This window comes from Pelorhabdus rhamnosifermentans (assembly GCF_018835585.1).
Taxonomy (GTDB): Bacteria; Bacillota; Negativicutes; order UMGS1260; family UMGS1260; genus Pelorhabdus; species Pelorhabdus rhamnosifermentans.
This window is the reverse complement of sequence record NZ_JAHGVE010000009.1, coordinates 91,551-116,280: the sequence shown is the minus strand read 5'-3', so window position 1 is coordinate 116,280 and position 24,730 is coordinate 91,551. Positions and strand designations below refer to the sequence as shown.

Genomic DNA, 24,730 nt, shown 5'->3' with positions numbered 1-24,730 from the left:
TATTTCATGATCGGTTCATCCCTAAGGCACTTAAAACAACCTCTTCTTCTTTGCGCATTTCAAGTTTATCGTCCTCTGTTTCATGATCATACCCCATAAGGTGCAAAAAACCATGAATCGTCAGATAAGCCAATTCCCGTTCAAGGCTATGTCCATATTCCTCAGCTTGCCTTGTTAATGTGTCAACAGAAATAATAATATCACCTAAAAGCTCTTCAGCCGGACCATCAACAATTTCAGGCTCCTCCCCTTCATTTAAAGCAAAAGAGAGTACATCTGTCGGACGATCGACCTTGCGAAAATCACGATTCAGCTGATGAATGGTTGCATCGTCACATAGGGCTACACTGACTTCTGCGGCCTGACTCAATCCATACAATTCAGCTGCTTTTTGTAAAACGGTCCGAACTGTCTCCTCCATCGCAGGCAATACTGTCACCTCGGACAACAAGCTGCTTACATTGATTTCCATTCTTTATCTTTCTCCTTTCAAAATCTTTCATGTCGGGGTATTCAATTCGCTTATGAAACATGCTTGACAGGACGCGAATATACACATCGCCAATACTATTTAAGTCACGCAGCGTCAAATTGCATTCGTCCAGTTGACCATCATGAAGACGCTGTTTGACAATTTTACGAACTGTCGCTTCAATCCGATTAACATTTGGTTTAGAAATCGACCGTACAGCAGCTTCACAGCTATCTGCAAGCATAATCAGCGCTGCTTCTTTCGATTGAGGCCGTGGACCTTCATAACGAAAATCAGATTCAATAATACACTCACTATGATCATTTTCTGTCGCCAAATGATAAAAATAGGATACGAGTGTCGTACCATGATGTTGTTGTACTACATCAATAATACGCTCAGGAATTTTGTATTCACGACACAAATCACTGCCATCTTTTATATGTGATGTGACAATGAGTGTACTTAAAGAAGGTGCTATTTTCTCATGGGGATTTTCACCCCCGCCCTGATTTTCCACAAAAAAGTAAGGTCGCTTGATTTTGCCAATATCATGGTAATAAGCCCCTACGCGGGAAAGTACAGGATCAGCGCCAATTTCGGCAGCGGCTGTCTCAGCTAGGTTACCTACAAGTATACTATGATGATACGTTCCCGGCGCTTCAAGCAAGAGTTGCCGTAATAACGGATGATTAGGCCGGGCTAAATCAAGCAACTTCGATGCCGTTGTAATATTAAACAGATTTTCAAGATAAGGCAAAATACCAATCGTTATAATAGAGGCTGCTATACCGCTAAATGCACCTAACACACATTGAATAAAAAGTTCCGTACTATCCAATTGTTCCACGAGACCTGTAGCACCAATAACAATGAACTGAATAGCAGCAATCCACAGGCCCGTCTTAGGCAAAGTATACTGCTCAACAGGACGAGAAACACAGTATACTCCCGTAATACTGCCAATTAAAGCCGTCACAACGGCACGTAAGTCATGATCCACAATGACGCCGAAGAAAAGACCCAGCGTAATGCTCACAGACAATCCCAGCCGACGATCAACTAACAGAGTGGCAAGCAGAGCCCCAACAGCCATGGGAGCAGCAAAGTCCGAATAGTAGTGAGCGATTTTCCCCACGAGCAAAGTCACAAGAACAACAAGACCTAACAAGACAAGATCGGAATCATTGTCAAAAACGGACCGAACAAACAAGTGAAGAAAAGTCATTTCTAGCGCCATAATGACAAGCACAAAAATACTCAGTCCAAAAATTCTTAACTCATTTGCCTGTCCCTTAGACAGACCCAATTCTTCCAAGGCACGAATCTGTTCCGCCGTCACAACATCGCCCCGTCTGACGAGAACCTGGCCTTTTTTGACTGTATCGCGCACAGGATCAATACTGGCCAACGCACTTTGCTTACGCTTATCCGTTTCTTTGAGATTCAGTACAAAATTCGGTTTAAGCAAGGCCTCTGTCAAAGCACTGGCTAGCAATTTATTATCTTTTGATAAATTTGCTTCATTAATCTCCAGAACAATCTGTTTACGCGTGAGCTCCAACTCATCTTCTCGGATCCCCCGCTGCAAATACTTATGTATCAGTGGCGCAACAAATTCTTGACAGTTCATAAGCGACTGTTCATCCGTGTTAATCAGCATGGTAAGTAGTGAAGTCGGTAGAGCATTCGCTACAGTCCCTTGTACCTTGTCCAGTCTCTCTCCATCTGTCAGCTGTTTGTCACGAACCACAGCCTGCGCCATCTGGAATAAGTTTTTTAAATCATTTTCTGTTGTCGTAATGACCGCCTTATCCAGATCATACACACTCACAACGCTTGCCATGACTTCCGATTCTAACTGCTTCGTTTTGACTGTATTGACATAGGAAACAGAACGAGGCGCTAAGATATCGCGGTCGCTAATTTGTCCAACTTCAAAAAAAACTTTATCAGGAATAAAATCTGTCGATAACAAAATGACAAACAGGCTAAAAAAGGCCAAAACCAAAACGATTCGCCGAAAAACAGGTCTAGCGTAAATACTACCTGGCTGCATAAATAAGTCACACAACCGACTATTTGTAGAAATCATTCATTTCCTCCAAGCGAGTTATTGAATCACTCTTCTATTGGTGGTTTTCGAACTCTTCATAGGCCCGAATAATGCGAGCCACCACTTCGTGACGTACCACATCCGTTTCACCAAATTCAGTTACAGCAATTCCCTTGACCCCTTTCAGAATCGTACAAGCTTGAGCAAGACCAGAACGCTGTCCTTTAGGCAGATCAATTTGCGTAAGATCACCTGTAATAACCATTTTCGATCCGAACCCAAGACGCGTTAAAAACATCTTCATTTGCGGCACTGTTGTATTTTGAGCTTCATCCAAAATAATAAAAGCATCTTCCAGCGTCCGTCCCCGCATATAAGCAAGCGGTGCTACTTCAATGATATTTTTGGTCATAAATTTTTGAACCGTATCGCTGCCTAAAATATCATACAAGGCATCATACAAGGGCCTCAAATAAGGATCTACCTTTTCCTGCAAATCACCTGGCAAAAAACCTAGCTTTTCACCAGCCTCTACAGCAGGTCGAGATAATATGATTTTTTCCACTTTTTTTGTTTTTAATGCCTGAGCAGCCATAGCAACAGCCAAATAGGTTTTTCCTGTCCCCGCAGGACCAATGCCAAATGTAATTTCATGGTGACGGATGAATTCAAGATACCCAAGTTGGCCCCATGTTTTTGGTTTGACAGAACGGCCACGGGACGTTACTAAAACCGTGTCAGCGTAAAGGGCATGGAGCTTATCACCATTAGAAGCCTTCACCATACCCAAACTATATTTCACATCATGAACAGTAATAAAGTTACCACCTCTATGTAAAAATAAAAGCTCAGAAACTAGCTGATAAATCTGATCAACTTCTGCAGTTTCGCCCAAAAGAACCAGCTGATCGCCGCGCGTTGTAATTTGACTCGAAAAATTCTCTTGAAGTATTTGTAAATATTCATCATTCCGGCCCAAAATACTTAATGCCTCCTGATGATCAGCAAAATCAATTCGTCTTTCAATAGGGTTATTGATTTCTTCCTGTGGCAATAACTTAGCCTCCCTGTACAATCGTTAGGATTTTTCCAATATTCTCAATAGCTTCTACACGGATCTTTACACGCACTACATTGGGTTCATCGAGTGACATCACTTCGATGTTGCGCGTTAAAATTTGTGCATTTTTTGGTATCTGTTCAGTAAGGGCAGCTAAGGCTTGACGCTTGGCTTCTTCCAAACATGCTTCACGGCTTTTTTCAAGCAAAACCGGCAAAGTCTCGTAAAAGACCTGCATAGTAGATTCGACAGGAAGCGTATTATTCCTCCACCACGGAATTTTTTTGATTGAAACCTCTGTGTCATACGTAGCAAAGGGCAGTTCATCGACTCGCTTTAAAACAAACTGCTCATTGCCAAGAGTAAGTTTAAATGACGAGACTCTATTTCCTGTACGCTGTGGCACTAAGCGAACAAGCCAATCTTCACCATAGCTTTCGTACCATACCTTGGCTTTAACAATACCTGAAGCTCTTATCCCGGGTGTGAATCCTAAGGAACTTTCTCCCTTAATGAGGATATCCCCCTTCTTTACAGTATCATCCTTTTTAACCACACCCTGCCCAGCCACAACGATCATTTCCGTAATCACGCCATCTTTATCAGCCACGACATGAGCCGGCTCTTTTGATTCTTCTTTGGGAAACGTCTTCTCCACCACTTCAATGACAGCCCGTGTTCCCATAAAATGGACCGAGACCCAAGCTATCTCTGGAACGGTAAGTAACAAGGTGTTTTCAACATTCTTCTGCTCGATCGTGTCTTTCTTACTTCCCACCCTCAGCCCCTGCTCATAGGCAATACGAAGCACTTCACTTTTCGATAAATTCTGTAAACCCTGCACATCAACAAACCACACAAAAGCTGAGCAGTAATCAAGTAGAAAACAAAATAATAATGCACCAATGACAAGCATTTTACGATGTTTCATTTTTTTTAAAAAGAAGGGAAAACCGTTATATCCCAAGACTTCTACTCTTGTTTGACTGATCTTCACAAGAGGACGAATAACAAAGAAATCACCTAACCGGATGTAGGCATAGAGATCTTGCTCCCGTTTGATAACATTCCAGAGCAAAATATTATTTGCTAAACATAAATTAACAAATTTTTCCGGAATAATACCTTGTATTCTGATATAAACAATACCGCCAAAATAATTACCCAGTCTTGTGAGAAGCACTTTCTTTCCCCCTACAAGTCATATTGAACAAGCTTAATAATTCCTTCAACAAGAATTTGTTCTTGTTGTAAATTTCCTAGAGACAGTTGTTCACCATGAATAATGAGGGTACCTTGACTGAGCTTAATTCTTACAAGAACAGTGGAATATTCAATAATCCCCTTATGATTTTCCACAAGTAATTGCTTATTGCCAAGCATTGTCATGCGGGGTAAATCAAGAACAATATCATCTGGCAATTCGAGTAAATTCGCAAGTACGAGTAAATTATTTTTTTTATTTCGGCCCATTCTTTTCCCCCCTCATACCATATGTATGTCATAACAAAGGGTTTAAGACAAGAAATCAGCATGAATATAGCTCGCACGCTACATTCATGCTGACTAATAGCCAAAGGTAAAGCGATAAAACCTGTTACTGTACACAAAGCATAGGCAACTGCTCCATCGGAAAAGAAACATCTCGTGTAATAAAATCCTCGAATTTATGAACCTTTACTGGCGCTGCAAAGCGCATATAGTTTGTAGCCACAATCATTTCACCACAATCTAAATTTTTAATTTCATTACGTTGCTGCAAAATGTCTTTACGACACATTGTTTCAATCTTACTACGATCAGCCCGGGAAGCCAAACCTAAGATGAACAAGGTATTGAGCTGCGACAGTACCTTATCAGCAAGCAAGCGGGGTTGCTGATCAACAACACAGAGTCCCATATTAAACTTACGGGCTTCGCTAACAAGCTGGGCAAATACATTATTTGATGCATGCTCTTTTTTGCCTAAAAAACGATGCGCTTCTTCAAGAACAATCAGTACAGGACGCAACTTAGCCATATCCTGCTCCAAACTCTTGGCATGATGTTGCAATAATTTTTTCGACACCAGTGTTGCGAGAGCCTGCTCCCCAATGGAAGAAGTATTTTTGAGTTCCACAAGAACAATCTTGCCTGCTTCAATGTCACTAAGCAGTTTCGCCATAACAGATGATTCATCGAGCTTCATATTCAGTTCTTGTTGCAAATTCCAACAGATACTTTTGATTTTACTAATTGTTCGTGGCTGAAATTTTTGCCCTGTACAACCTTTTAATTCATCAATAATATCTTCTGTTTCATATTTTAATACATAGTCCATCCAATGATCCTGCCAAACTGCTGCCAATTTATAAAGAGCATCAAGCTGCACTTCGCTAAATGTCGCACAAGCAGTAACATCGTCTGGTTCCATCTCAGCAAAATTAACAGTAAGCTTTGTGACATCGGAAGTATGAGGTTGCGTATTATAAACACACAATCGCTCATGAGCAAAAGGATGCTGCGCTAAAGCATCATAATACTCATTATGCACATCAAAAATAAGCAGACCATACTGCTTATTATTCATGACGGAACTTGCTAGTACCTTGACAAGATTGCTTTTACCTGACCCTGTCGTACCAAAAATCCCCATATGTTCTGTAATAGATTTTGAACCATAAATACCTACAGGCAGCTCTAAAACACCGCGTCCGCCTTTCAAATAGCCAACTTCCAAATCACCCTTCATTTCAGCCAATAATGCCGTATCTTGATTACCTAGCGAGCGAACTTCAGCAAAAAAATCAGGACATGTTTTAGGATTATACAATTGGCCCTTATCATCAGCATAACATAGTTGTTCAGCCATACCTAGTTTTATCGTATGATTGCCCCCAAGATAGAAATCCAGTTCATCTTGATTTTCCACCTGTCCATCGGCATTCAGTTTACTCATCAGATAATTGACACCATTCAAACCCGACCAGCGCGATTTCACCTTAAAATCATAGGCGCGAATGTAAAATCGCTCCTCACCTTTTCCTTCAACAACTAAGATATCACCAAAATCGACCTGTTCATGAGGGGCGACTACAAATTCAACATACGTGCCTTTGGCATAGGTAAGTCTACCGCGATAATGCGATTCCATGCTTTCACCCCATTTTCTCATAATAAATCTTTGCTTGTTATTTTGTGCAAAAATCGAAAAAAAATGCCGCCCAACTTTTGTTAAAAGTGAGCGGCATTTTCAAATTCATTCTAACGCGCTTTAAATGATCCATAAGGTCTGACAAGTTTAGGTTTAGCTAAAATTTCGGCCCATACAATGCCTGTTGCAACTTCCGATGAAGTAATAGCTGAATTTTCATCAACCACCTTCGTTGAAAGCATTTCTACTTGCGAACGATTGGTTGACTTAGGCTCCACTTTTTTTTCAGCAATCATGATGGTAGGCTGCAACGTCTCTCTTGCCTCATAAGCTGTCACAACTCGCGCAGAGTCGTCCATCGGAAGCGGCTCTGGTAACGGAGTTTTCTTAGGAACCTTTGGATAGTCATATGTTTTACGCTGCTTCTTTCGCAATAATTCAGGCAATCCATAAAGCAATGCCATTAATAGAAAAACCCAAATGATATCCATCAGCTACCCCCTATTTCTTTTCTGTCGGGCTGGGTGCACCTGTTTTGGCAATGGTCTCGCGCATTTGCGTATCAGCGAGTACGTTATTTAAATTATAATAGTCCATTACACCTAAATGCCCCTCTTTAAGAGCTTGGGCCATAGCATGAGGCACTTCAGCCTGAGCTTCCACAACCTTGGCCTGCATTTCTTGCGTAAAAGCCTTCATTTCCTGTTCCTTAGCCACAGCCATAGCCCGCCGTTCTTCAGCCCGGGCCTGAGCAATACGTTTCTCAGCCTCAGCCTGATCTGTCAAAAGCTGCGCACCAATATTACGCCCTACATCTACATCGGCAATATCAATTGAGAGTATCTCAAAAGCTGTTCCTGCATCAAGCCCTTTAGATAAAACAGTCTTTGAAATATGATCGGGATTTTCCAGTACATCCTTATGATCCACAGAAGAACCGACTGTTGTAACAACCCCTTCGCCAACACGGGCAATAATAGTCTGCTCGCCAGCACCACCCACTAAGCGATCAATATTCGCCCTCACTGTAACGCGGGCTTTGACTTTGAGCTCAATCCCGTTTTTTGCCACAGCAGAAATAACAGGCGTCTCAATGACTTTTGGGTTAACACTCATTTGCACAGCTTCCAATACATCCCGTCCAGCCAAATCAATTGCTGCTGAACGAGTAAAAGGCAGGGGAATCTCAGCGCGCTGCGCAGCGATCAGTGCATCGACGACACGATCTACATTCCCGCCAGCCAGAAAATGGGCTTCAAGTTGATTGGCATTCACTTCAATTCCTGCCTTATTCGCTTTAATTAGCGGTAAAACAATAGCTGCGGGCGGAACACGACGTAACCGCATGCCAATTAACGTAAAGATCCCCACTTCCACCTTTGCGGCCATAGCCGAAATCCAAAGCCCCAAGGGCACAAAATGCAAAAACAAAACCACTGCAAAAGCCACAACAACTAATAACAGTAACGACACGATTAAACTCCCCATATCATAACCTCCTCATTTGTAAATCACGAATGCGAAACGATTTCAACAACAATCCGTCGTCCTGATACACTGACAACGACAATGGGTTCATGAACGGCAATGTACTGTCCCTCTGACACGACATCCACTTGTTTCCCTTCAATCATCACCGTACCTGCCGGACGTAATGGCGTAACAGCGATACCTTCTTTGCCCACAAGGGCTGAATAATCCAAAGAAGATGTATAGCCATCCGCTGTCTTAGCCTGATTTTTCAACACAAATCGCGACCAAAGTTTACTTGTTGGCAGCTTTTTGACAATGAAAGCGAAAATCACCAAAGCCAAAATAAGACTGCTTGCTAAATACTCGACAGCAAAACCGTCCCCGCCTAATACCAAAAATAGTCCGCCAAACATCATAAGCATACCACTGATACCAAAGATTGCTGATCCAGGAATAAATAGCTCAAGAACAATGAGCGCCGCACCACCAAAAAAGAGTAGTGCTGGCATCCAGCCTGTCGCACCTACAAGCAATTGGCTTCCCATCAATACGGCTGCCGCAATCAGTCCCATTAAGGCAGCAATCCCCACACCGGCTGTTTTTATTTCCGTTAAAATAGCCAGAAAAATCAGTGTGACTAAGAACCCTTTGACAAGTGGGTCTGACAGATAACCAACAGCCTTTTCCGTCGTATTCATTTCCGCAACGTCCACTTGCCTTTGGCCCAAACCATACTGATTAAGCACGGTAGCCCGATCAGGCAGAACAGCTTCAGCAAACCCAGCCTCAACAGCCTGCTTATCTGTAAAAGCCAAAATTTCACCCGGTCGGGCATAAATACCATAACCTAGAGACTTGTCAACCATAGCAGCTGCCGCATTTGCGTCTCGACCATTACGGTCTGCTGTTGCCGAAAACTCAGCTTTTAAAGCAGCTACAGTCTTCTCTGTCGTCGGAATCGGTTCAGCCGCCCCAATACTACTTCCCGGCGCCATAATAATATGCCCATGAGCAAGAGCAATCAAGGCCCCTGCCGACCAAGCCCGATTTTTCACAAAACAAATCGTTGGAATAGGACTTTCACTAATAATATCACGTATTTTTGTCGCTGAATCAACGAGTCCGCCAAAAGTATCGAGTTCAACAAGTACGGCATCACTCTGTTTATCTGTAGCTTCCCCAAAAGCACGATGAATTAGCGCCAATTGACTCGGATTAATTTCGCCATTTAAACGAATTACAGTCACCTGGCCTTGAGCCTTAACGACAGAAAAAGGCACACACAGGATCATAACTAGACAAAAAACTTTCAGTATGACAGAAATCCGCTTCATTTTTATCACCTCAGGACCTTATATCCTAGTTTATTCGCCACCGGTTCAAACCATTCCTGTCACCCTAGACACAAATAAATCCGGTACTCTGTTATGAGCACCGGATTGTATTTATGATTGAAGCAATTCACGCACGATTGTGTTGACGAGTTTACCATCTGCTTTACCTTTCACTGAAGGCATCAAGATAGCCATTACTTTGCCCATTTCCTTGGCAGTAGAAGCACCGGACTTGGTAACAGCAGCTTGAGCTAAAGTACGAATTTCCGCTTCGCTAAGCTGCTTGGGCAGATAGTGCATTAACACTTCAATTTCACGTTCGAGATTTTCTACCAACTCGGGACGATTACCTTTTGTAAACTCCTCTATTGAATCTCGCCGCATTTTTACCTCTTTAGTCAAAACGTCCAGAACTTGTTCATCCGTTAGTTCGGTTTTTTGTTCAATTTCTGCGTATTTGATATTGGCACGAACCATGCGAATCACAGAAAGTCTGAGTTTTCCCGCTTCTTTCTCTTTCATCGCTGATTTCATGTCGGCTGTCAACTTATCTTTAAGAGACATTCCTCAATACCTCCGGAAACACTAATTAAACTTTCTTTTACGCGCTGCTTCGGACTTTTTCTTCCGTTTGACGCTAGGTTTTTCATAATGTTCACGTTTTCTTACTTCAGAAAGAACACCGGCTTTTTGACAGGAACGCTTGAATCTGCGGAGTGCGCTTTCCAGTGTTTCGTTTTTACCAACCTTGATTTCTGCCATCTGATCTCCCTCCCTCCACGCAAGCCTACGGGAAGTGCATTCATATACACCTGAATATTATACAATAGGGCACAAGCAACTGTCAATCTTAACCTGGCGGCCAAGTCATAAATCGCCCACCAAGAATATGCAAATGTAAGTGCTGAACTGTCTGACCGCCATTATCTTTCGTGTTTATTACTGTACGAAAACCGGCCTCATCCATGCCAACTTGCTTCGCAATAATTGGCACAGTAGCCAAAAGATGCCTCAAAAGGTCTTGGTCTTCTTCTGTCGCTTCCAGGATGTTAGCAATATGCTTCTTTGGAATCAAGAGAATATGAATAGGAGCGGCTGGTTGAATATCAGGAAAAGCTAACACGCGATCATCTTCATAGATAATCTCCGCAGGAATCTCCCTGTTTACAATTTTACAAAACACACAGTCTTGCTGCATATGCCAGATACACCCCCCTTCAATAAGAACACGTAATAAAGACTTACATTTATAACTTAATTCGGCCTTTATAGCCAGAATCCTGCCAGAATCAGCCAGAAGAATTTATTTTTGTACTTTTCCTTGTACACCATCAGGCATAAGGTCTGTGATGACGACAGGCATAATCATTCCAATCAATGAATTATCAGGTGTAGGTGCCAAAACCTTTAAATAATTTTCCGTATGCCCCTCACTATACCCCTTATCGTAAGTTTCAAATAGTACAGGAAGTACCTTGCCGATAAATCGAGCAGCATACTGAGCAGCTAAGTCACTGGCTAGTTCTTGCATAACATGAGCCCGCTCTTTCTTGACCTCTTCAGGCACCTGGTCAGGAAAAGTCGCAGCTGGCGTACCCTCACGCTTAGAATATGGGAAGATATGCATCTTAGAAAACTTCATTTCGCGAACAAATTCCACCGTTTCATGAAAAAGTTCCTCTGTTTCACCAGGAAAACCGACAATTAAATCCGTAGAAATAGCGATATCAGGAACTTCGTTTACAATATTTTCAATCAAATGTCGATATTCAGCTGTTGTATACGGGCGATTCATTCCTTTGAGAATACGATTACACCCTGATTGCAGCGGCAAATGAAGATGACGACACAATTTAGGATGAGTTTTTAAAAGATGAATCATCTCACCCGTTACTTCAATGGATTCTAGCGAACCTAAGCGAATGCGCATGATACCTTCCACTTCAGTAATCGTCTTTACAACATCTGCTAACGTCAAATGATCTGATAAATCACGTCCATAGGCACCCAAATGAATACCCGTTAAAACAACTTCTTTAAACCCGGCAGCAACGAATTTGTCCATTTCGCTTAAAATTCCGGCAAGCGGACGCGACCGTAAGGGACCACGTGTATAGGGAATAATGCAATAGCTGCAAAAATTCGTACAGCCTTCTTGAATTTTTAAAAAGGCCCGCTGCCTGCCAGGCATGGCAAGTAAAGGAATTTCTTCAAACTCCCTGGCCTCCATAATATTCGTTACAACATTGATTTTTTTATGTTCTTGGACGGCGGCTTCCACAAGATCGACAATGCCCTGACGATTTTGCGTCCCCACAATGACATCTACACCTTTTATGGCAGCAACTTCGTCAGCAGCAATTTGGGCATAACACCCTGTTACAGCCACTATAGCCACAGGATTAAGCCGCTTAGCCCGCCGAATATATTGACGCGATTTTTTTTCACCTAAGTGCGTGACAGAACACGTATTGATCACATAAACATCAGCTATTTCATGAAATCCGACAATTTCATAGCGGCGCTCAAGAAATAGTCCTTCAATTGTTTCTGTTTCAAATTGGTTCACTTTACAGCCTAAAGTGATAAAAGCTACTCTTGGCATAGTGTTCCTCCTAAATCACCACATTCATACATAACAATGGCCAGAGCCGATGTTGCCGCTGTCTCCGTACGCAAAATGCGCGGTCCCAAACTCACAACATGGGCACCGCGCTCTCTCGCGCCTGCTACTTCATTTTTACTAAACCCGCCTTCTGGACCAACGATCAAGAGAAAAGACTGCTGCATCGACTGCTGCAGAATTTGTTTCACACCCAATTTATCTTCCTGCTCATAAAAAAACAGCGTTGTATAATTAGGCCTTTCCTGCATCCATAGCTCGCTAAATGACAAGATGTCCTGCACAACAGGAACACTTAAACGATGACATTGTTTGGCTGCTTCAGCAGCAATTTTCTGCCAACGAGCCTGTTTTTGCTGTTTCTTAGCCGCATCATATTTAACAACACAATGTTCTGTAACAAGGGGAATAATCGTGTGAACACCAAGTTCTACAGCCTTCTGCACAACATAATCAAATTTATCGCCCTTCGCCAAGCCTTGAGCAAGCGTAATATGAATGGGTGGCTCACTTGTACGTTCAATGACTGACAGAAGTCTCACTGTGACTTCTGTTGGATCAGCACAGACAATACAAGCCTCAGCTGCTTGTCCATTAGCACTAACCACTTGGATATTACTCCCTGCCTTGAGCCGAAGCACCTTAGCCGCATGCCAAGCTTCATCACCTGTCAGCACCATAACGTCTTTTATTTCACGAACAAAAAACTGTCTCATTTAACATTCCTTACGCGCAACAACGGCGACCCAACCGCCTTCTTCGCTCACCTTATCAACAGTAAAATGGTTAGCAAATAACACAGCTGTTACATCACTTAACCGTTCAGCAATAATACCACTGGCAATAAAAGCTCCGCCTGCGCCTAGTCTTATCTTCACATCAGGAATCACCTTGATAATAATATCGGCGACAATATTGGCAACAATCAAATCAGCATCTCCCGTAACACCTGTAAGTAAATCGCCTTCAGTAACAGTCACAGTATCCTCGACATGATTGAGGCAAATATTTTCTTTGGCAACACGAACAGCAACACCATCCAAATCAACAGCATGCACTTGTTTCGCGCCTAATTTCGCACAGACAATACTTAAAATACCAGAACCCGCACCGACATCAAAAACTTTCATGCCAGGCTCAATCAAATCCTCAAGATGACGAATGCACATGGCCGTTGTGTGGTGAGTTCCTGTTCCAAAAGCCATACCAGGATCAAGTTCAATGACAATATCATCCACTCCGGCTTCATAATCTTCCCAAGTAGGTTTAATAACAATTTTTTCTCCCACCTTGACAGGATGAAAAAATTCTTTCCAACTCGTTGCCCAATCTTCATCCTGAATCTCACGGCAAGTAATCTTTCCACAACCACAATCAATATCATGTCCACTAAGATCATTGACCTTGCCTTCAAACAACTGCAATTTACCATCAATTGCTTCATCAACAGGCAAATAGGCCTTGACAATGACAACTTCCGTATTTTCTTCCAGTGGAATATCGCAATAGTCCCAAGCACCTGATAACCGATACGTATTAATTAACTCCGGATCTTCAATAACAACACCACTCGCCCCGAGATCATGAAAAATATTGGCCACCGCTTCGGTGGCCTCATGAGAGGTTTGGATACTGATTTCAGCCCACTTCATCTGCACTCGCCCCTTTTATGGAATTAAGAAACCCCAAACGCATCCTTCATTTTTTTAAAGAAGCCTTTTTGTTCCGGGTTAATATCTTCTCCGCTAATACGGGCAAATTCTTTTAACAGTTCGCGTTGCTTCTCTGTTAAATTTTTCGGTGTAACAACTTTGACTTTCACATGCTGATCACCGCGACTATTCCCTCTTAAATGGGGTATACCTTTATTTCGAAGCCTAAAGATAGTACCCGACTGTGTCCCCTCTTCAATGCGGAATTTCACTCTTCCCTCTAAAGTAGGAACTTCAATCTCATCACCCAAAATAGCCTGAACGAAACTAATCGGCACTTCACAAATCACATCATTGCCTTCTCGTACAAACAGTTTATGCGGTTTTACAAAAATATAAACATATAAATCACCCTGCGGGCCGCCACGCATGCCTGCTTCACCTTCATGAGCCACGCGAAGCCTGGAACCGTTATCGACACCACCAGGAATTTTAATTTTTATTTTTCTTCTTGCTTTAACTTTTCCTTGACCATGACACTCTTTGCAAGGCGTCTTCACAATTTTTCCTTCACCATGACAACGATCACATGTTTTGACATTCATCATACGGCCAAAGGGGGTATTTTGGGTAAACTGTACCTGCCCTGTGCCTTTACAGTCTGGACAGGTATCAGCATGTGTTCCTGGTGCTGCACCCGTGCCATGACAGGCCCGACAATCCTCCGTCCGCGGGATTTCAATTTCCTTTTCTACACCAAAAGCAGCCTGTTCAAAGGTAATCTCCATATCATAGCGTAAATCGGATCCTTTTTCCGGACCATTCGATCTTCCACCAAAACCCTGTCCCCCAAAAAACATATCAAAAATATCGCCAAATCCACCTGCACTGGCACCACCAAAACCACCGCCAAATCCACCAAATCCAGCACCACCCTGGGCACCGTCAAAGGCAGCATGACCATATTGGTCATACTGCGCTTTCTTATCGGCATTTGACAAGACTTCATAGGCCTCTGAGGCTTCTTTAAACTTTGTTTCCGCCTCTTTGGGGTTGTCACGATTCACATCAGGATGATACTTTCTAGCTAATTTACGATAGGCTTTTTTAATTTCATCATCTGATGCTGACTTAGAGACTCCCAAGACTTCATAATAATCTCGTTTACTCACCTTGCACCATCCTAAGCTTTTTCATTCTTTTTGTCATCGACTACTTCAGCATCTACGATGGTCTCATCTTTATCTTTCGCTGCACCGTCCGCTGCTGCGTCAGGCTGTCCCTGCGCTTGTGCCTGGCTATACAAGGCTTGCGAAAGTTCATAGAAGGGCTTAGTCAATGCTTCTGTATCAGCTTTAATTTTTTCTACATCTGTACCCTTCAATGTTTCTTTTAGATTATTTGCAGCTTGCTGTACCTTCTCGATTAAAGCCTTATCTGCTTTATCGCCAATATCCTTAATGGCCTTCTCAGCTTGATAAACAAGAGAATCGGCATTATTTCTTACTTCAATGCCTTCTTTATTTTGTTTATCTTCTGCTGCATGAGCTTCCGCTTCTTTAACCATCCGATCAATTTCATCCTTACTAATACCGCCTGAAGAAGTAATCGTAATTTTCTGTTCCTTGCCTGTACCCAAATCTTTTGCTGAAACATTCACAATACCATTGGCATCAATATCGAATGTTACTTCAATTTTAGGCACGCCACGTGGAGCCGGTGGGATACCCGATAATTCAAAACGACCTAATGTTTTATTCGAGGCCGCCATTTCACGTTCACCTTGTAAGACATGAATGTCTACAGAAGGCTGGCTGTCAGCAGCAGTCGAAAATGTTTGGCTTTTTGATGTCGGAATGGTTGTATTGCGTTCAATAATCTTCGTGAAAACGCCACCAAGTGTTTCAATACCAAGGGATAGAGGCGTAACATCAAGAAGCAACACATCTTTGACTTCCCCTACAAGTACACCCGCCTGAATGGCAGCACCGACAGCTACACATTCATCAGGATTAACACCGCGATGAAGTTCTTTACCAATAAAGCCTTTAATGGCTTCCTGTACGGCAGGAATCCGTGAAGATCCGCCAACTAAAATGACTTTATTAATGTCTTTGGGCGACATTCCGGCATCTTGCATAGCCTTATGTGTGGGTCCCATTGTTGATTCTACCAAATCAGCTGTTAGTTCATCAAATTTGGCGCGCGTTAAGTTAATGTCTAAATGTTTCGGACCTGTTTGATCGGCCGTAATAAAAGGTAAATTAATGTTTGTCGTCAAAACACCAGACAATTCAATCTTAGCTTTTTCAGCTGCTTCTAACAGACGTTGATTGGCCATCTTGTCATTCGACAAATCAATGCCCTGTTCTTTTTTAAACTCGTTTACTAACCAATTTCTTACGCGTTCATCAAAATCATCGCCGCCTAAGCGGTTATTACCATTGGTTGCTTTTACTTCAAACACACCATCACCCAATTCCAAGATGGATACATCAAAAGTACCGCCGCCAAGGTCATATACTAAAACCGTGTGATCTTCACCTTTATCAATACCATAAGCAAGTGCTGCTGCTGTTGGTTCATTGATAATTCGGAGCACTTCAAGACCGGCAATAACACCTGCATCTTTTGTTGCCTGTCGCTGAGCATCTGTAAAATAAGCCGGTACGGTAATAACGGCCTGAGTAACCTTTTCACCTAAATAAGCTTCAGCATCTTGTTTCAATTTTTGCAAAATCATGGCTGAAATTTCTTGTGGTGAATAATCTTTGTCATCAATTTTAACCTTGTAATCACTACCCATATGACGCTTTATGGAACTAATTGTTCTTTCTGTGTTGGAAACAGCCTGACGTTTAGCAAGTTGTCCTACGAGCCTTTCACCTGTTTTCGAAAAACCAACAACAGAAGGAGTTAATCTGCTGCCTTCCGTGTTTGCAATAACAACAGGTTCGCCACCTTCCATTACTGCTACAACAGAATTTGTTGTACCAAGGTCTATCCCAATAACTTTTGCCATAATAAATGTCCCCCTTTAATGATTAAAACTTTTATAAGTATCTCAATTTAAGTAAATTGAAGTTAACTATTATTGACGACTTTCACCATACTTGGTCGAACCACTCTGTTTTTTACCTTATAACCTTTTTGCAGTTCTTCAGTAATGATGCCATCTTCTGCTTCAGCATCCTCCACCCGCATCACAGCTTGGTGTTCACTGGGATCAAAAGATTTGCCAACTGCTTCAATTGTCGTCACACCCAACTTTTCCAGTGACGCCTTCATTTGTCGAAAAATGAGTTCTACACCCGAGCGTACCGAACTGATATCCTCAGCATCAGAGGCCAAAGCTCGCTCAAAATTGTCCACAACAGGCAATATCTCAAGAACAATTCCTTCGGCTACTACCGTAGAGAGCTCATCTTTTTCTTGACGACTGCGGCGACGAAAATTCTCGAAATCAGCTTGGAGCCTTTGATATTGCTTCGTTAATTCTTTGATTACCGCATCTTTTTCTTCAATCTGTGCCGTCAGATTCGCACGAAACTGCTGATTATCGGAATTACTCTCTTGCGCTTCCCCTAGATTCGCTTCTTCTGTCGATTCACACTCTGCTGTCTCGTCCTGTTCATCGACAGGGGCAGCTTGCATTTTTTCATTTTCAGCCATACTTTCACCTCATGCTATCATTCTCATTACTTATTTGTTCTGCTTCACTTCAATTGATATTTTTTAATAAGTTCACCCAAATGAGTGTGCATGAACTCTAGAATTGCCATCGTCTTGCCATATTCCATACGCGTCGGTCCTAAAATGGCCACTGTACCTACAACCTGCCCTTCAATACGGTAAGTTGCCTGAACAACACTACAATCCTGGATACCGCTATACTTATTTTCTTGACCGATTGTGACAATGACGCCGTCATTATCACGCATATGCAAAATATCGCAAAGTAGCTTTTCTTCCTCAAGCATGGACAAAATATTTTTGATTTTATCCACATCTTGAAACTCCGGCTGGTTCAATAAATGTGTTGTCCCACCAAGATAGACTTTTTCGCTTTTATCCTGATTCATGGCTTGATTTACTGTGTCAAAAGCATATTGCATGATCGCCGAATCGGCTAGTAAATCCTGTTTAATTTCATCCATAATAGAAAATTTGATCTGTTTAAAATCAAGCCCAGCCAAACGGTTGTTGACACGCACCGCAATATGCTGCAAATCATCATACGTTGTACCTTCGGGAATGTCAATTACTTTATTTTCCATCAATCCCTGATTTGTCACAACAACGGCAATGACCCGATGATCATCAAGAGGTAGAAACTGCAAATATTTAAACTTAGACTCTGAAGCTTGCGGTGCCATGACAAGAGAAATATTATTCGTTATTTTCGACAATACCTTGGCCGTCTCTTGAAATAACTCATCAATACGCCTAACCTTGGCTTCATACCACTGCTGAATTAAACAAGCTTCCTTGTCTGAGATACTGTGAGGTGCCAACAAACAGTCCACATAGAATCGGTATCCCTTAGCAGATGGAATACGTCCAGAAGAAGTATGAGGTTGCTCTAAATAGCCCAGCATCTCCAAATCAGACATTTCATTACGAATGGTAGCAGGACTGACTCCTAAATTGTATTTGCGGGCAATAGTTCTAGAGCCAATCGGTTCGGCAGTCGAAATATAATCGTTAATAATAGCCTGAAGAACTCGGCGTTTTCTTTCATCAAGCATCGACTCCGCCTCCTTTTGTTAGCACTCTCATTCATAGAGTGCTAACATCTAATAAAAAAATACCACTCATTTGTAGCTCTGTCAAGAACAAGACGCAAACTTTATGGTAAAAATGTGCGAAAAACAACATTACCAAATTTCATTCCAAGATTCGTTAGAGAAATACCTTGTTTATTTTGGCAAATCAATCCTTGCTGCCGAAGATTTACCAGAATATTTTCATAATCTTGTAAAAAGTTCCGGTTAAATTGTTTGGCATAATCATGAAATAATAAGCCCGCTGTCGTCCTGAGAGCTAAAAATATCATTTCGCCTCTTGCCTCAGCTCCACCTAAGGTTTCACTAAATATTACAGCTGATTGGCCCTTTGTCATTGCCGCAATATAGGCGGCAATATCAGGAGTATTGGCCTGACGCCGCCCATTTAAAAAGGAATGGGCGGCAGCACCTAAACCAACATAAGGCTGATAATGCCAATATTTTAAATTGTGCCGACAGGCAAAACCTTTCTGGGCATAGTTCGATATCTCATAACGGGAAAAACCCTGCTTCGATAAAAAACTTACAACAAAATCATCCATAGCAGCGTCGAGCGCTTCGTCAGGCAAATGTAAGTGTCCTGCCTGCTCGTCTACAGCAAAAGCCGTTCCTTCTTCTACCTTGAGGGCATAAACAGAGAGATGACGGAGCGGTAACTTTGCTGCCTCCTCAAGAGTGTGTTGAAGTTGCTCTAACGTTTGACCGGGAAGTCCTGTCATTAAATCAATACTCAGATTGGAAAATCCCGCCGCTTGAGCCTGTTCTACTGAGCATATCGCCGTTTGGACCGTATGAATACGCCCTAAGCGACGAAGCAGTCCCTCATCAAAAGACTGGACACCAAAACTCAGTCGATTAATACCCAGTTTTCGCAATTGGTAAAGTTCTTCAGCATCCACTGTGCCTGGATTAGCCTCGATGGTCCACTCAGCATCATCAGCAACCTGAAAAGACTGGCAAATAACCTGGCAAATCTCAGCAAGGAGAGGTAGCGGCAACACCGTAGGTGTTCCGCCACCAATAAAGAGGGTATCTACTGTCTCAGCCGAATGGCAAGCGCCTTGGTCGACAATTTCTCGAACCAAGGCGCGAGTGTAGCTTGCATAAAAAGCTTCCTGTCCGGCAAAAGACGGAAAGTCACAATAAAAACATTTCTGCTGACAAAAGGGAATATGCACATAAAGGCCTAATTTTTTCACTGTCATCAGTCCATTTTTAAAATTGCCATAAAAGCTTCCTGGGGTACCTCAACATTACCAACTTGTTTCATGCGCTTTTTACCTTCTTTTTGTTTTTCAAGCAATTTACGTTTACGCGTAATATCACCGCCATAACATTTGGCAAGCACATCTTTCCGCATAGCCCTAACTGTTTCCCTGGCAATGACTTTATTGCCAATCGTAGCCTGAATAGGAATTTCAAACATTTGCCGCGGAATAATGCCACGCAACTTTTCGACTAACTGCCGTCCCCTTGATGTAGACTTATCAAGGTGAACAATCACACTTAAGGCATCTACAGGATCGCCATTCAGTAAAATATCCAGTTTCACTAACTTAGAGGACTTATAGCCTGACAATTCATAATCAAGTGAGGCATATCCGCGTGTCGATGATTTCAATTTGTCAAAATAGTCATAAATAATTTCACTTAAGGGCAAATGATAAGAAATAATGACGCGATTTTCATCTAAATATTTCATATCTTTAAATTCGCCCCGTTTATCCTGCGAAAGCTCCATGACGGCACCCACAAAATCATTGGGGACCATGACCTTAGCAAGCACATAGGGCTCTTCAATATAATCAATTTTTGTTGCTGGCGGCAACAGTGCCGGGTTATCCACTGTGACCATTTCACCATCTGTCTGGTGAACATGATAAATCACGCTCGGTGCCGTCGTAATAAGCGTAATATTATACTCCCGCTCAACGCGTTCCTGAATAACATCCATATGAAGTAATCCTAAAAAACCACAGCGAAAACCAAATCCTAAGGCAATGGATGTTTCCGGTTCAAAAACCAGGGCCGCATCATTGAGCTGTAATTTTTCCAGAGCATCGCGCAGCGCATCATACTGCGTACTTTCCGTCGGATACAAGCCACAATACACCATCGGTGTAATGGTCCGATAGCCTTTAAGCGCCTGGTCAGCCGGATATTCTTCGCCTGTCATGGTATCACCGACTCTGGCATCTTTCACATTTTTAATCGCTGCAGCCACAAAACCGACATGACCTGGAAGTAGTTCTGTCACCTGCGCCATATAGGGTTTAAAAATCCCGACTTCCGTCACTTCCAATACTTTTCCTGTGGCCATCATGCGAATTTTCATACCCGCCCGAATCGTTCCGTCGAACACGCGGACATTAACAATAACGCCTTTATAAGCATCAAAATGCGAATCAAAAACAAGTGCTCTTAAGGGCTTATCCGCCTCCCCTTTCGGAGCGGGAATTCTAGCCACAACGGCCTCAAGAACATCTTCAATACCAATCCCCGATTTGGCACTTGTCAAAATCGCGTCAGATGCATCCAGACCAATCACATCTTCAATTTCCTGCTTTACCTTGTCAGGATCGGCATTAGGCAAATCAATTTTATTAATAACAGGCACGATCTCCAGATCGTGTTCTAAAGCCAAATAGACATTAGCGAGTGTCTGAGCCTCAATCCCCTGCGCGGCATCGACAACTAAAAGAGCCCCTTCACAGGCCGCTAAGCTGCGTGATACTTCATAAGTAAAATCCACATGACCTGGTGTATCAATTAAATTAAGCAAATAAGTTTGTCCATCTTTCGCCTGATAAGATAATCGCACGGCCTGAGCTTTAATGGTAATGCCTCGTTCCCGTTCCAAATCCATCTGATCGAGTACTTGGCTTTCCATTTCACGTGCCGACAAGGCACCTGTATATTCTAGCAAGCGATCAGCCAGGGTCGACTTGCCATGATCAATATGAGCGATAATCGAAAAATTGCGGATCTTGGAAATGTCCACACCCGTCCTCCTCTCTGCAGCCTACATGCGCTAACAGATAAATTACTCAATAAATTATATCATCTTGCAGCTTTTCACTGCAAGGGGTACCTTCTTTGTCTGCCAAAGTTTTGCCAAAAAGTCTGTAAAGTTTGACTGCTATGTTTTAACTGGCCTTTCATTTCATAGAATTTGGGCCTCAATCCGTGGCTGACTTGATATAATTCATCAAAATAGGACTGCGCAGAAAAAGAGTAGATAAACGGAATCATCATAACTTTGGAACCCAGCGTCAAATACACCGCTCGTTCACTATTAGAAAGAGCCCCTACTTGATAGCATTCTTCTATACGATAGGAATCACCAAACAAATAGGCCAGGTACGTGCCATCCTGACTGTAAACGACATTAAATGACTGTACGAAATTTGTGCGCTCTGTGAGATGATTCATTTGCTGCTCAGCCGCCATAACACCAAAAACGGTCATTACTATCAAGAGGAAAAGTCCACGCCCAATCATTTTCAAATCACAAAATTCATCCATCCCATTCCGCCTTTCAATAGGGGTCTTTATTGTTCTTTATTTTCATGGATAATATCCACTAATACATCACCAAGCATCTCAATACTACGATTGGCTTCTTCTAACGAACTTTCCTGACAGCCCACTTCAAGCAACAATGCCCGCGGATGCAAATGCTGATTATAACGCCAATCAACCATTTGAATGCCACGACTCACCCCTGGATAACGTTCATTCAGTTTTGCTTCAATCAATTTGGCAAAGGCATGATTTTGCTGCCAATGAGGCTGAACAAGATCAGGTTGTCCCACGGCTACGACAATTAAAATCCGGGCGACTTGCAAACCATTGACTGTAGCTGTAACATTTTCTTTTTTTTCAGCATCGCGGTGAATATCAAACAGCATCTGGAGTGACGGATTGTCACTCAGCATTTTTTTCACTGTCACTTCCGACAAATTGTACGCCTTCATAAATGATGGATAGTCATGAATATTTTCACTATGAATCACGCCAATGCCTTGCTGTTCTAAATGTTTGGCAAGATCATCGCCTACCTTAACAATATCGCCTAATTGCCCACCCGGACTGTGTGAGCGACCCGAAGTAGGAATAAAGGACTCCGCCGTATGCGTATGATAAATGCCTACAAGTGGAGTACCGGTACTTGAAGGCATATGAAAATCAAATTTAGGAAAGTCAGGCATACCCATGGCACTTACAGTCTGCCCTGCTCCTTTTAAACCAAGTAATAAAGGGATTTCGCCCTGAAGAAGTGAACGCATATCTTTCATATCGACACCAGTCAAACCCAGGACAGCGCTACGTACTACTTGTCCGACAGAAAATTTTGCTGTTACTTTTACAGAAGGCTTCTCCTGCGTTACAGCAAGGAGTCCCGGCACTCCTTGCCCCATAATATTTTTCCATTTAGGCCAGCTCAAAACCCCGGCAGAATGACTCCCCGCACCAGGTGCAGCAGTAGCCGGTACGGCTTCTAAAGAATCGCCATTCGTCCAAAACAAATAAGCGCATCCTGACAGGAAGGCAAGAACAACGATGACGATACAGCCAATATAAAAAATATCCGGTTTACGTTTTCTCCGTCTTATTTGGCTTCTCAACAAATAGGCCCCCCCACTTTTGTTTACATACAATCTATATGCACAAGGGAGGCAACCTATTACTTAATGGAGATACATGTGAATGTTTTCATAATCAATATTGGGGTGTAAAGCCTGATTAATGCCCCCAGCAACAACAACGGCAATGTCATCAATCATCCGGTCTACTTCTTTTGGAGTTACCATCATATCCCCTAGGATATCAGGTAAAACCTGACGAATCACTTTCTGTTGATCTTGGTCAGATAAAGTCTCTAGACTTTTAAAGTAGCGGGCAAACGCGGCATGCTCCTGCAAAATATGAATCGTATCCATTGCAATAGTTGAAGCATGAACAACCGTTGGAACACCAATGGCAATGACAGGCACACCCAAAGAATCTTCCGTCAGACCAAACCTTTTATTACCCACACCTGAGCCAGGATGTATCCCTGTAGTACTGAGCTGTATTGTTGTCACAACACGACTGCTTGACGCTGCAGCAAGGGCATCAATTGCAATAACTGTCTGAGGCTTTACTTCTGCTACAACCCCCTTAATAATTTCAGCCGTTTCCATGCCTGTAAGTCCCAAAACGCCTGGTGCCAAAGCGCAAACCCGCCGAACCCCACCTTTCAGTTCAGGTGATAACAGGTCATCAAGATGACGCGTCACAACAATTTTATCAATTGTCCGTGGCCCAAGCGCATCAGGTGTAACATTCCAATTACCTAAGCCAACAATAAGAATCGTCGCATCACTTGATACATGGAGTAATTTAGCCAGTTCTTGCGCGACATAATTCATCACCTTCGCTGATAATGGCGTATTTTTATAACGCAAACCAGGCGCCTCCACCGTCACATAAATTCCTTTAGGTTTACCGACCATCTGCTGTGCCTGGTCTGAATCAATAGTAACTCTCGTAATCGTAACATCTTCGTCGTTTTCGTCATTTTCAACATGTAAGCCACTAATGGGAGCGCTTGTCTGTTCGACAATATTTTCCCTCGCTTCAACAGCTAAATCAGTTTGCAACGGTTTTAAGAACTCCATGGCCATCACTCCATTTTTATTTTTATCATTACCCACCTGAGCCACAGTTATGCCGCAACAGCAGAGATAATTACGCTAAACTTTGGGAATTGTCTCTTGCATTTTTTATATACTCATGCTAAAATATTTTAGGTAACAAGATTATAAGGAGGTGAATCACTTGCCACAAATTATATCTTCCGTACGCAGCATGAAAACAGATGCTGAGCGTCGTGTCGCCAATGCTTCAGTAAAATCGGCCATTAAAACGGTAGCTCGCAAAACCCTTGAAACCATTGAAAGCGGTAAAGCAGAAGAAGCAAAATCCCTCCTGACTAAAGCTACCAGCGCGATTGATAAAGCTGTCGCCAAAGGCGTTATTCATAAAAATGCCGCGGCTCGTAAAAAGTCCCGCCTGGCTCGTAAAGTTAATGCTATAACGGAATAAAGACAGACCTAAAAACACTCTACGCAAAGCGTAAAGTGTTTTTTTGTTTG

Annotated in this window: 25 protein-coding genes; 1 reads left to right on the top strand and 24 read right to left on the bottom strand. The window is 42.5% G+C overall.

The features are described 5' to 3' along the window. Positions 1-4: 4 nt before the first annotated feature. The 24 genes from ybeY to gpr all read right to left on the bottom strand — a co-directional run bounded on the left by ybeY (position 5) and on the right by gpr (position 24,253). Positions 5-421, bottom strand: a complete 417-nt coding sequence (ybeY, locus tag Ga0466249_RS12700) for an rRNA maturation RNase YbeY (RefSeq protein WP_246588682.1) — start codon at positions 419-421, stop codon at positions 5-7. Next, the gene (locus tag Ga0466249_RS12695) at positions 381-2,567 is read right to left on the bottom strand and encodes an HD family phosphohydrolase (protein WP_215829837.1); all 2,187 of its coding nucleotides are present in this window, start codon (positions 2,565-2,567) and stop codon (positions 381-383) included. Before Ga0466249_RS12695 ends, ybeY begins: the two co-directional genes overlap by 41 nt. 34 nt (positions 2,568-2,601) lie before the next feature. Beyond that, on the bottom strand, positions 2,602-3,582 hold the full coding sequence (locus tag Ga0466249_RS12690; RefSeq protein WP_246588681.1) for a PhoH family protein: 981 nt from the start codon (positions 3,580-3,582) through the stop codon (positions 2,602-2,604). Between the two features lie 4 nt (positions 3,583-3,586). Further along, entirely contained in the window at positions 3,587-4,771 is a 1,185-nt protein-coding gene (gene yqfD, locus Ga0466249_RS12685; protein WP_215829836.1) for a sporulation protein YqfD, read from the bottom strand. 11 nt (positions 4,772-4,782) lie between these two features. Next, complete coding sequence (gene yqfC, locus Ga0466249_RS12680) at positions 4,783-5,061, bottom strand: sporulation protein YqfC (RefSeq protein WP_215829835.1); 279 nt, start codon at positions 5,059-5,061, stop codon at positions 4,783-4,785. A gap of 124 nt (positions 5,062-5,185) precedes the next feature. Then, positions 5,186-6,721 (bottom strand): ATP-binding protein, encoded by a 1,536-nt coding sequence (locus Ga0466249_RS12675; protein WP_215829834.1) that lies wholly within the window; start codon positions 6,719-6,721, stop codon positions 5,186-5,188. A gap of 110 nt (positions 6,722-6,831) precedes the next feature. After that, positions 6,832-7,212, bottom strand: a complete 381-nt coding sequence (locus tag Ga0466249_RS12670) for a hypothetical protein (protein ID WP_215829833.1) — start codon at positions 7,210-7,212, stop codon at positions 6,832-6,834. Between the two features lie 10 nt (positions 7,213-7,222). Continuing rightward, complete coding sequence (gene floA, locus Ga0466249_RS12665) at positions 7,223-8,209, bottom strand: flotillin-like protein FloA (RefSeq protein WP_215829832.1); 987 nt, start codon at positions 8,207-8,209, stop codon at positions 7,223-7,225. A gap of 23 nt (positions 8,210-8,232) precedes the next feature. After that, positions 8,233-9,528: an NfeD family protein gene (locus Ga0466249_RS12660; protein WP_215829831.1), complete on the bottom strand. Its 1,296-nt coding sequence runs from the start codon at positions 9,526-9,528 to the stop codon at positions 8,233-8,235. A 111-nt stretch (positions 9,529-9,639) separates the two neighbouring features. After that, positions 9,640-10,092 carry a GatB/YqeY domain-containing protein gene (locus Ga0466249_RS12655; protein WP_215829830.1) on the bottom strand — a complete coding sequence of 151 codons (453 nt, stop codon included), beginning with the start codon at positions 10,090-10,092 and terminating at the stop codon, positions 9,640-9,642. A gap of 21 nt (positions 10,093-10,113) precedes the next feature. Beyond that, complete coding sequence (rpsU, locus tag Ga0466249_RS12650; RefSeq protein ID WP_215829829.1) at positions 10,114-10,290, bottom strand: 30S ribosomal protein S21; 177 nt, start codon at positions 10,288-10,290, stop codon at positions 10,114-10,116. Positions 10,291-10,378: 88 nt separating this feature from the next. Beyond that, the gene (locus Ga0466249_RS12645; RefSeq protein WP_215829828.1) at positions 10,379-10,726 is read right to left on the bottom strand and encodes a histidine triad nucleotide-binding protein; all 348 of its coding nucleotides are present in this window, start codon (positions 10,724-10,726) and stop codon (positions 10,379-10,381) included. Between the two features lie 105 nt (positions 10,727-10,831). Next, positions 10,832-12,133, bottom strand: a complete 1,302-nt coding sequence (mtaB, locus tag Ga0466249_RS12640; protein WP_215829827.1) for a tRNA (N(6)-L-threonylcarbamoyladenosine(37)-C(2))-methylthiotransferase MtaB — start codon at positions 12,131-12,133, stop codon at positions 10,832-10,834. Next, on the bottom strand, positions 12,121-12,867 hold the full coding sequence (locus tag Ga0466249_RS12635) for a 16S rRNA (uracil(1498)-N(3))-methyltransferase (RefSeq protein WP_215829826.1): 747 nt from the start codon (positions 12,865-12,867) through the stop codon (positions 12,121-12,123). Before Ga0466249_RS12635 ends, mtaB begins: the two co-directional genes overlap by 13 nt. Continuing rightward, positions 12,868-13,803, bottom strand: coding sequence for a 50S ribosomal protein L11 methyltransferase (gene prmA, locus Ga0466249_RS12630; protein ID WP_215829825.1), 936 nt, complete (start codon positions 13,801-13,803; stop codon positions 12,868-12,870). A gap of 23 nt (positions 13,804-13,826) precedes the next feature. Then, positions 13,827-14,975, bottom strand: coding sequence for a molecular chaperone DnaJ (gene dnaJ / locus Ga0466249_RS12625; RefSeq protein ID WP_215829824.1), 1,149 nt, complete (start codon positions 14,973-14,975; stop codon positions 13,827-13,829). Between the two features lie 11 nt (positions 14,976-14,986). Next, positions 14,987-16,825 (bottom strand): molecular chaperone DnaK, encoded by a 1,839-nt coding sequence (gene dnaK, locus Ga0466249_RS12620; RefSeq protein WP_215829823.1) that lies wholly within the window; start codon positions 16,823-16,825, stop codon positions 14,987-14,989. A 62-nt stretch (positions 16,826-16,887) separates the two neighbouring features. Further along, the gene (gene grpE / locus Ga0466249_RS12615; RefSeq protein WP_246588680.1) at positions 16,888-17,475 is read right to left on the bottom strand and encodes a nucleotide exchange factor GrpE; all 588 of its coding nucleotides are present in this window, start codon (positions 17,473-17,475) and stop codon (positions 16,888-16,890) included. A 44-nt stretch (positions 17,476-17,519) separates the two neighbouring features. Further along, positions 17,520-18,551, bottom strand: coding sequence for a heat-inducible transcriptional repressor HrcA (gene hrcA, locus Ga0466249_RS12610; protein WP_215829822.1), 1,032 nt, complete (start codon positions 18,549-18,551; stop codon positions 17,520-17,522). A gap of 101 nt (positions 18,552-18,652) precedes the next feature. Continuing rightward, complete coding sequence (hemW, locus tag Ga0466249_RS12605; protein ID WP_312889766.1) at positions 18,653-19,789, bottom strand: radical SAM family heme chaperone HemW; 1,137 nt, start codon at positions 19,787-19,789, stop codon at positions 18,653-18,655. Positions 19,790-19,794: 5 nt separating this feature from the next. Then, positions 19,795-21,591, bottom strand: coding sequence for a translation elongation factor 4 (gene lepA, locus Ga0466249_RS12600; RefSeq protein ID WP_215829820.1), 1,797 nt, complete (start codon positions 21,589-21,591; stop codon positions 19,795-19,797). 74 nt (positions 21,592-21,665) lie between these two features. Then, on the bottom strand, positions 21,666-22,115 hold the full coding sequence (locus tag Ga0466249_RS12595) for a hypothetical protein (protein ID WP_215829819.1): 450 nt from the start codon (positions 22,113-22,115) through the stop codon (positions 21,666-21,668). Positions 22,116-22,141: 26 nt separating this feature from the next. After that, a complete protein-coding gene (gene spoIIP, locus Ga0466249_RS12590; RefSeq protein WP_246588679.1) occupies positions 22,142-23,218 on the bottom strand; it encodes a stage II sporulation protein P in 1,077 nt (358 codons plus the stop codon). A 63-nt stretch (positions 23,219-23,281) separates the two neighbouring features. Then, positions 23,282-24,253: a GPR endopeptidase gene (gpr, locus tag Ga0466249_RS12585; RefSeq protein WP_215829818.1), complete on the bottom strand. Its 972-nt coding sequence runs from the start codon at positions 24,251-24,253 to the stop codon at positions 23,282-23,284. A 160-nt stretch (positions 24,254-24,413) separates the two neighbouring features. Here gpr and rpsT point away from each other — a divergent pair, with 160 nt between their 5' ends. Further along, a complete protein-coding gene (gene rpsT, locus Ga0466249_RS12580) occupies positions 24,414-24,680 on the top strand; it encodes a 30S ribosomal protein S20 (protein WP_215829817.1) in 267 nt (88 codons plus the stop codon). Positions 24,681-24,730 lie beyond the last annotated feature (50 nt).

Coding starts and splice junctions, on each gene's coding strand:
- gpr (WP_215829818.1), bottom strand. CDS start 24,253: ATGGAGTTCTTAAAACCGTTGCAAACTGATTTAGCTGTTGAAGCGAGG.
- Ga0466249_RS12595 (WP_215829819.1), bottom strand. CDS start 22,115: ATGGATGAATTTTGTGATTTGAAAATGATTGGGCGTGGACTTTTCCTC.
- Ga0466249_RS12695 (WP_215829837.1), bottom strand. CDS start 2,567: ATGATTTCTACAAATAGTCGGTTGTGTGACTTATTTATGCAGCCAGGT.
- Ga0466249_RS12655 (WP_215829830.1), bottom strand. CDS start 10,092: ATGTCTCTTAAAGATAAGTTGACAGCCGACATGAAATCAGCGATGAAA.
- dnaK (WP_215829823.1), bottom strand. CDS start 16,825: ATGGCAAAAGTTATTGGGATAGACCTTGGTACAACAAATTCTGTTGTA.
- Ga0466249_RS12670 (WP_215829833.1), bottom strand. CDS start 7,212: ATGGATATCATTTGGGTTTTTCTATTAATGGCATTGCTTTATGGATTG.
- Ga0466249_RS12660 (WP_215829831.1), bottom strand. CDS start 9,528: ATGAAGCGGATTTCTGTCATACTGAAAGTTTTTTGTCTAGTTATGATC.
- mtaB (WP_215829827.1), bottom strand. CDS start 12,133: ATGCCAAGAGTAGCTTTTATCACTTTAGGCTGTAAAGTGAACCAATTT.
- Ga0466249_RS12645 (WP_215829828.1), bottom strand. CDS start 10,726: ATGCAGCAAGACTGTGTGTTTTGTAAAATTGTAAACAGGGAGATTCCT.
- grpE (WP_246588680.1), bottom strand. CDS start 17,475: ATGGCTGAAAATGAAAAAATGCAAGCTGCCCCTGTCGATGAACAGGAC.
- ybeY (WP_246588682.1), bottom strand. CDS start 421: ATGGAGGAGACAGTTCGGACCGTTTTACAAAAAGCAGCTGAATTGTAT.
- prmA (WP_215829825.1), bottom strand. CDS start 13,803: ATGAAGTGGGCTGAAATCAGTATCCAAACCTCTCATGAGGCCACCGAA.
- Ga0466249_RS12635 (WP_215829826.1), bottom strand. CDS start 12,867: ATGAGACAGTTTTTTGTTCGTGAAATAAAAGACGTTATGGTGCTGACA.
- rpsU (WP_215829829.1), bottom strand. CDS start 10,290: ATGGCAGAAATCAAGGTTGGTAAAAACGAAACACTGGAAAGCGCACTC.
- yqfC (WP_215829835.1), bottom strand. CDS start 5,061: ATGGGCCGAAATAAAAAAAATAATTTACTCGTACTTGCGAATTTACTC.
- hrcA (WP_215829822.1), bottom strand. CDS start 18,551: ATGCTTGATGAAAGAAAACGCCGAGTTCTTCAGGCTATTATTAACGAT.
- floA (WP_215829832.1), bottom strand. CDS start 8,209: ATGGGGAGTTTAATCGTGTCGTTACTGTTATTAGTTGTTGTGGCTTTT.
- Ga0466249_RS12675 (WP_215829834.1), bottom strand. CDS start 6,721: ATGGAATCGCATTATCGCGGTAGACTTACCTATGCCAAAGGCACGTAT.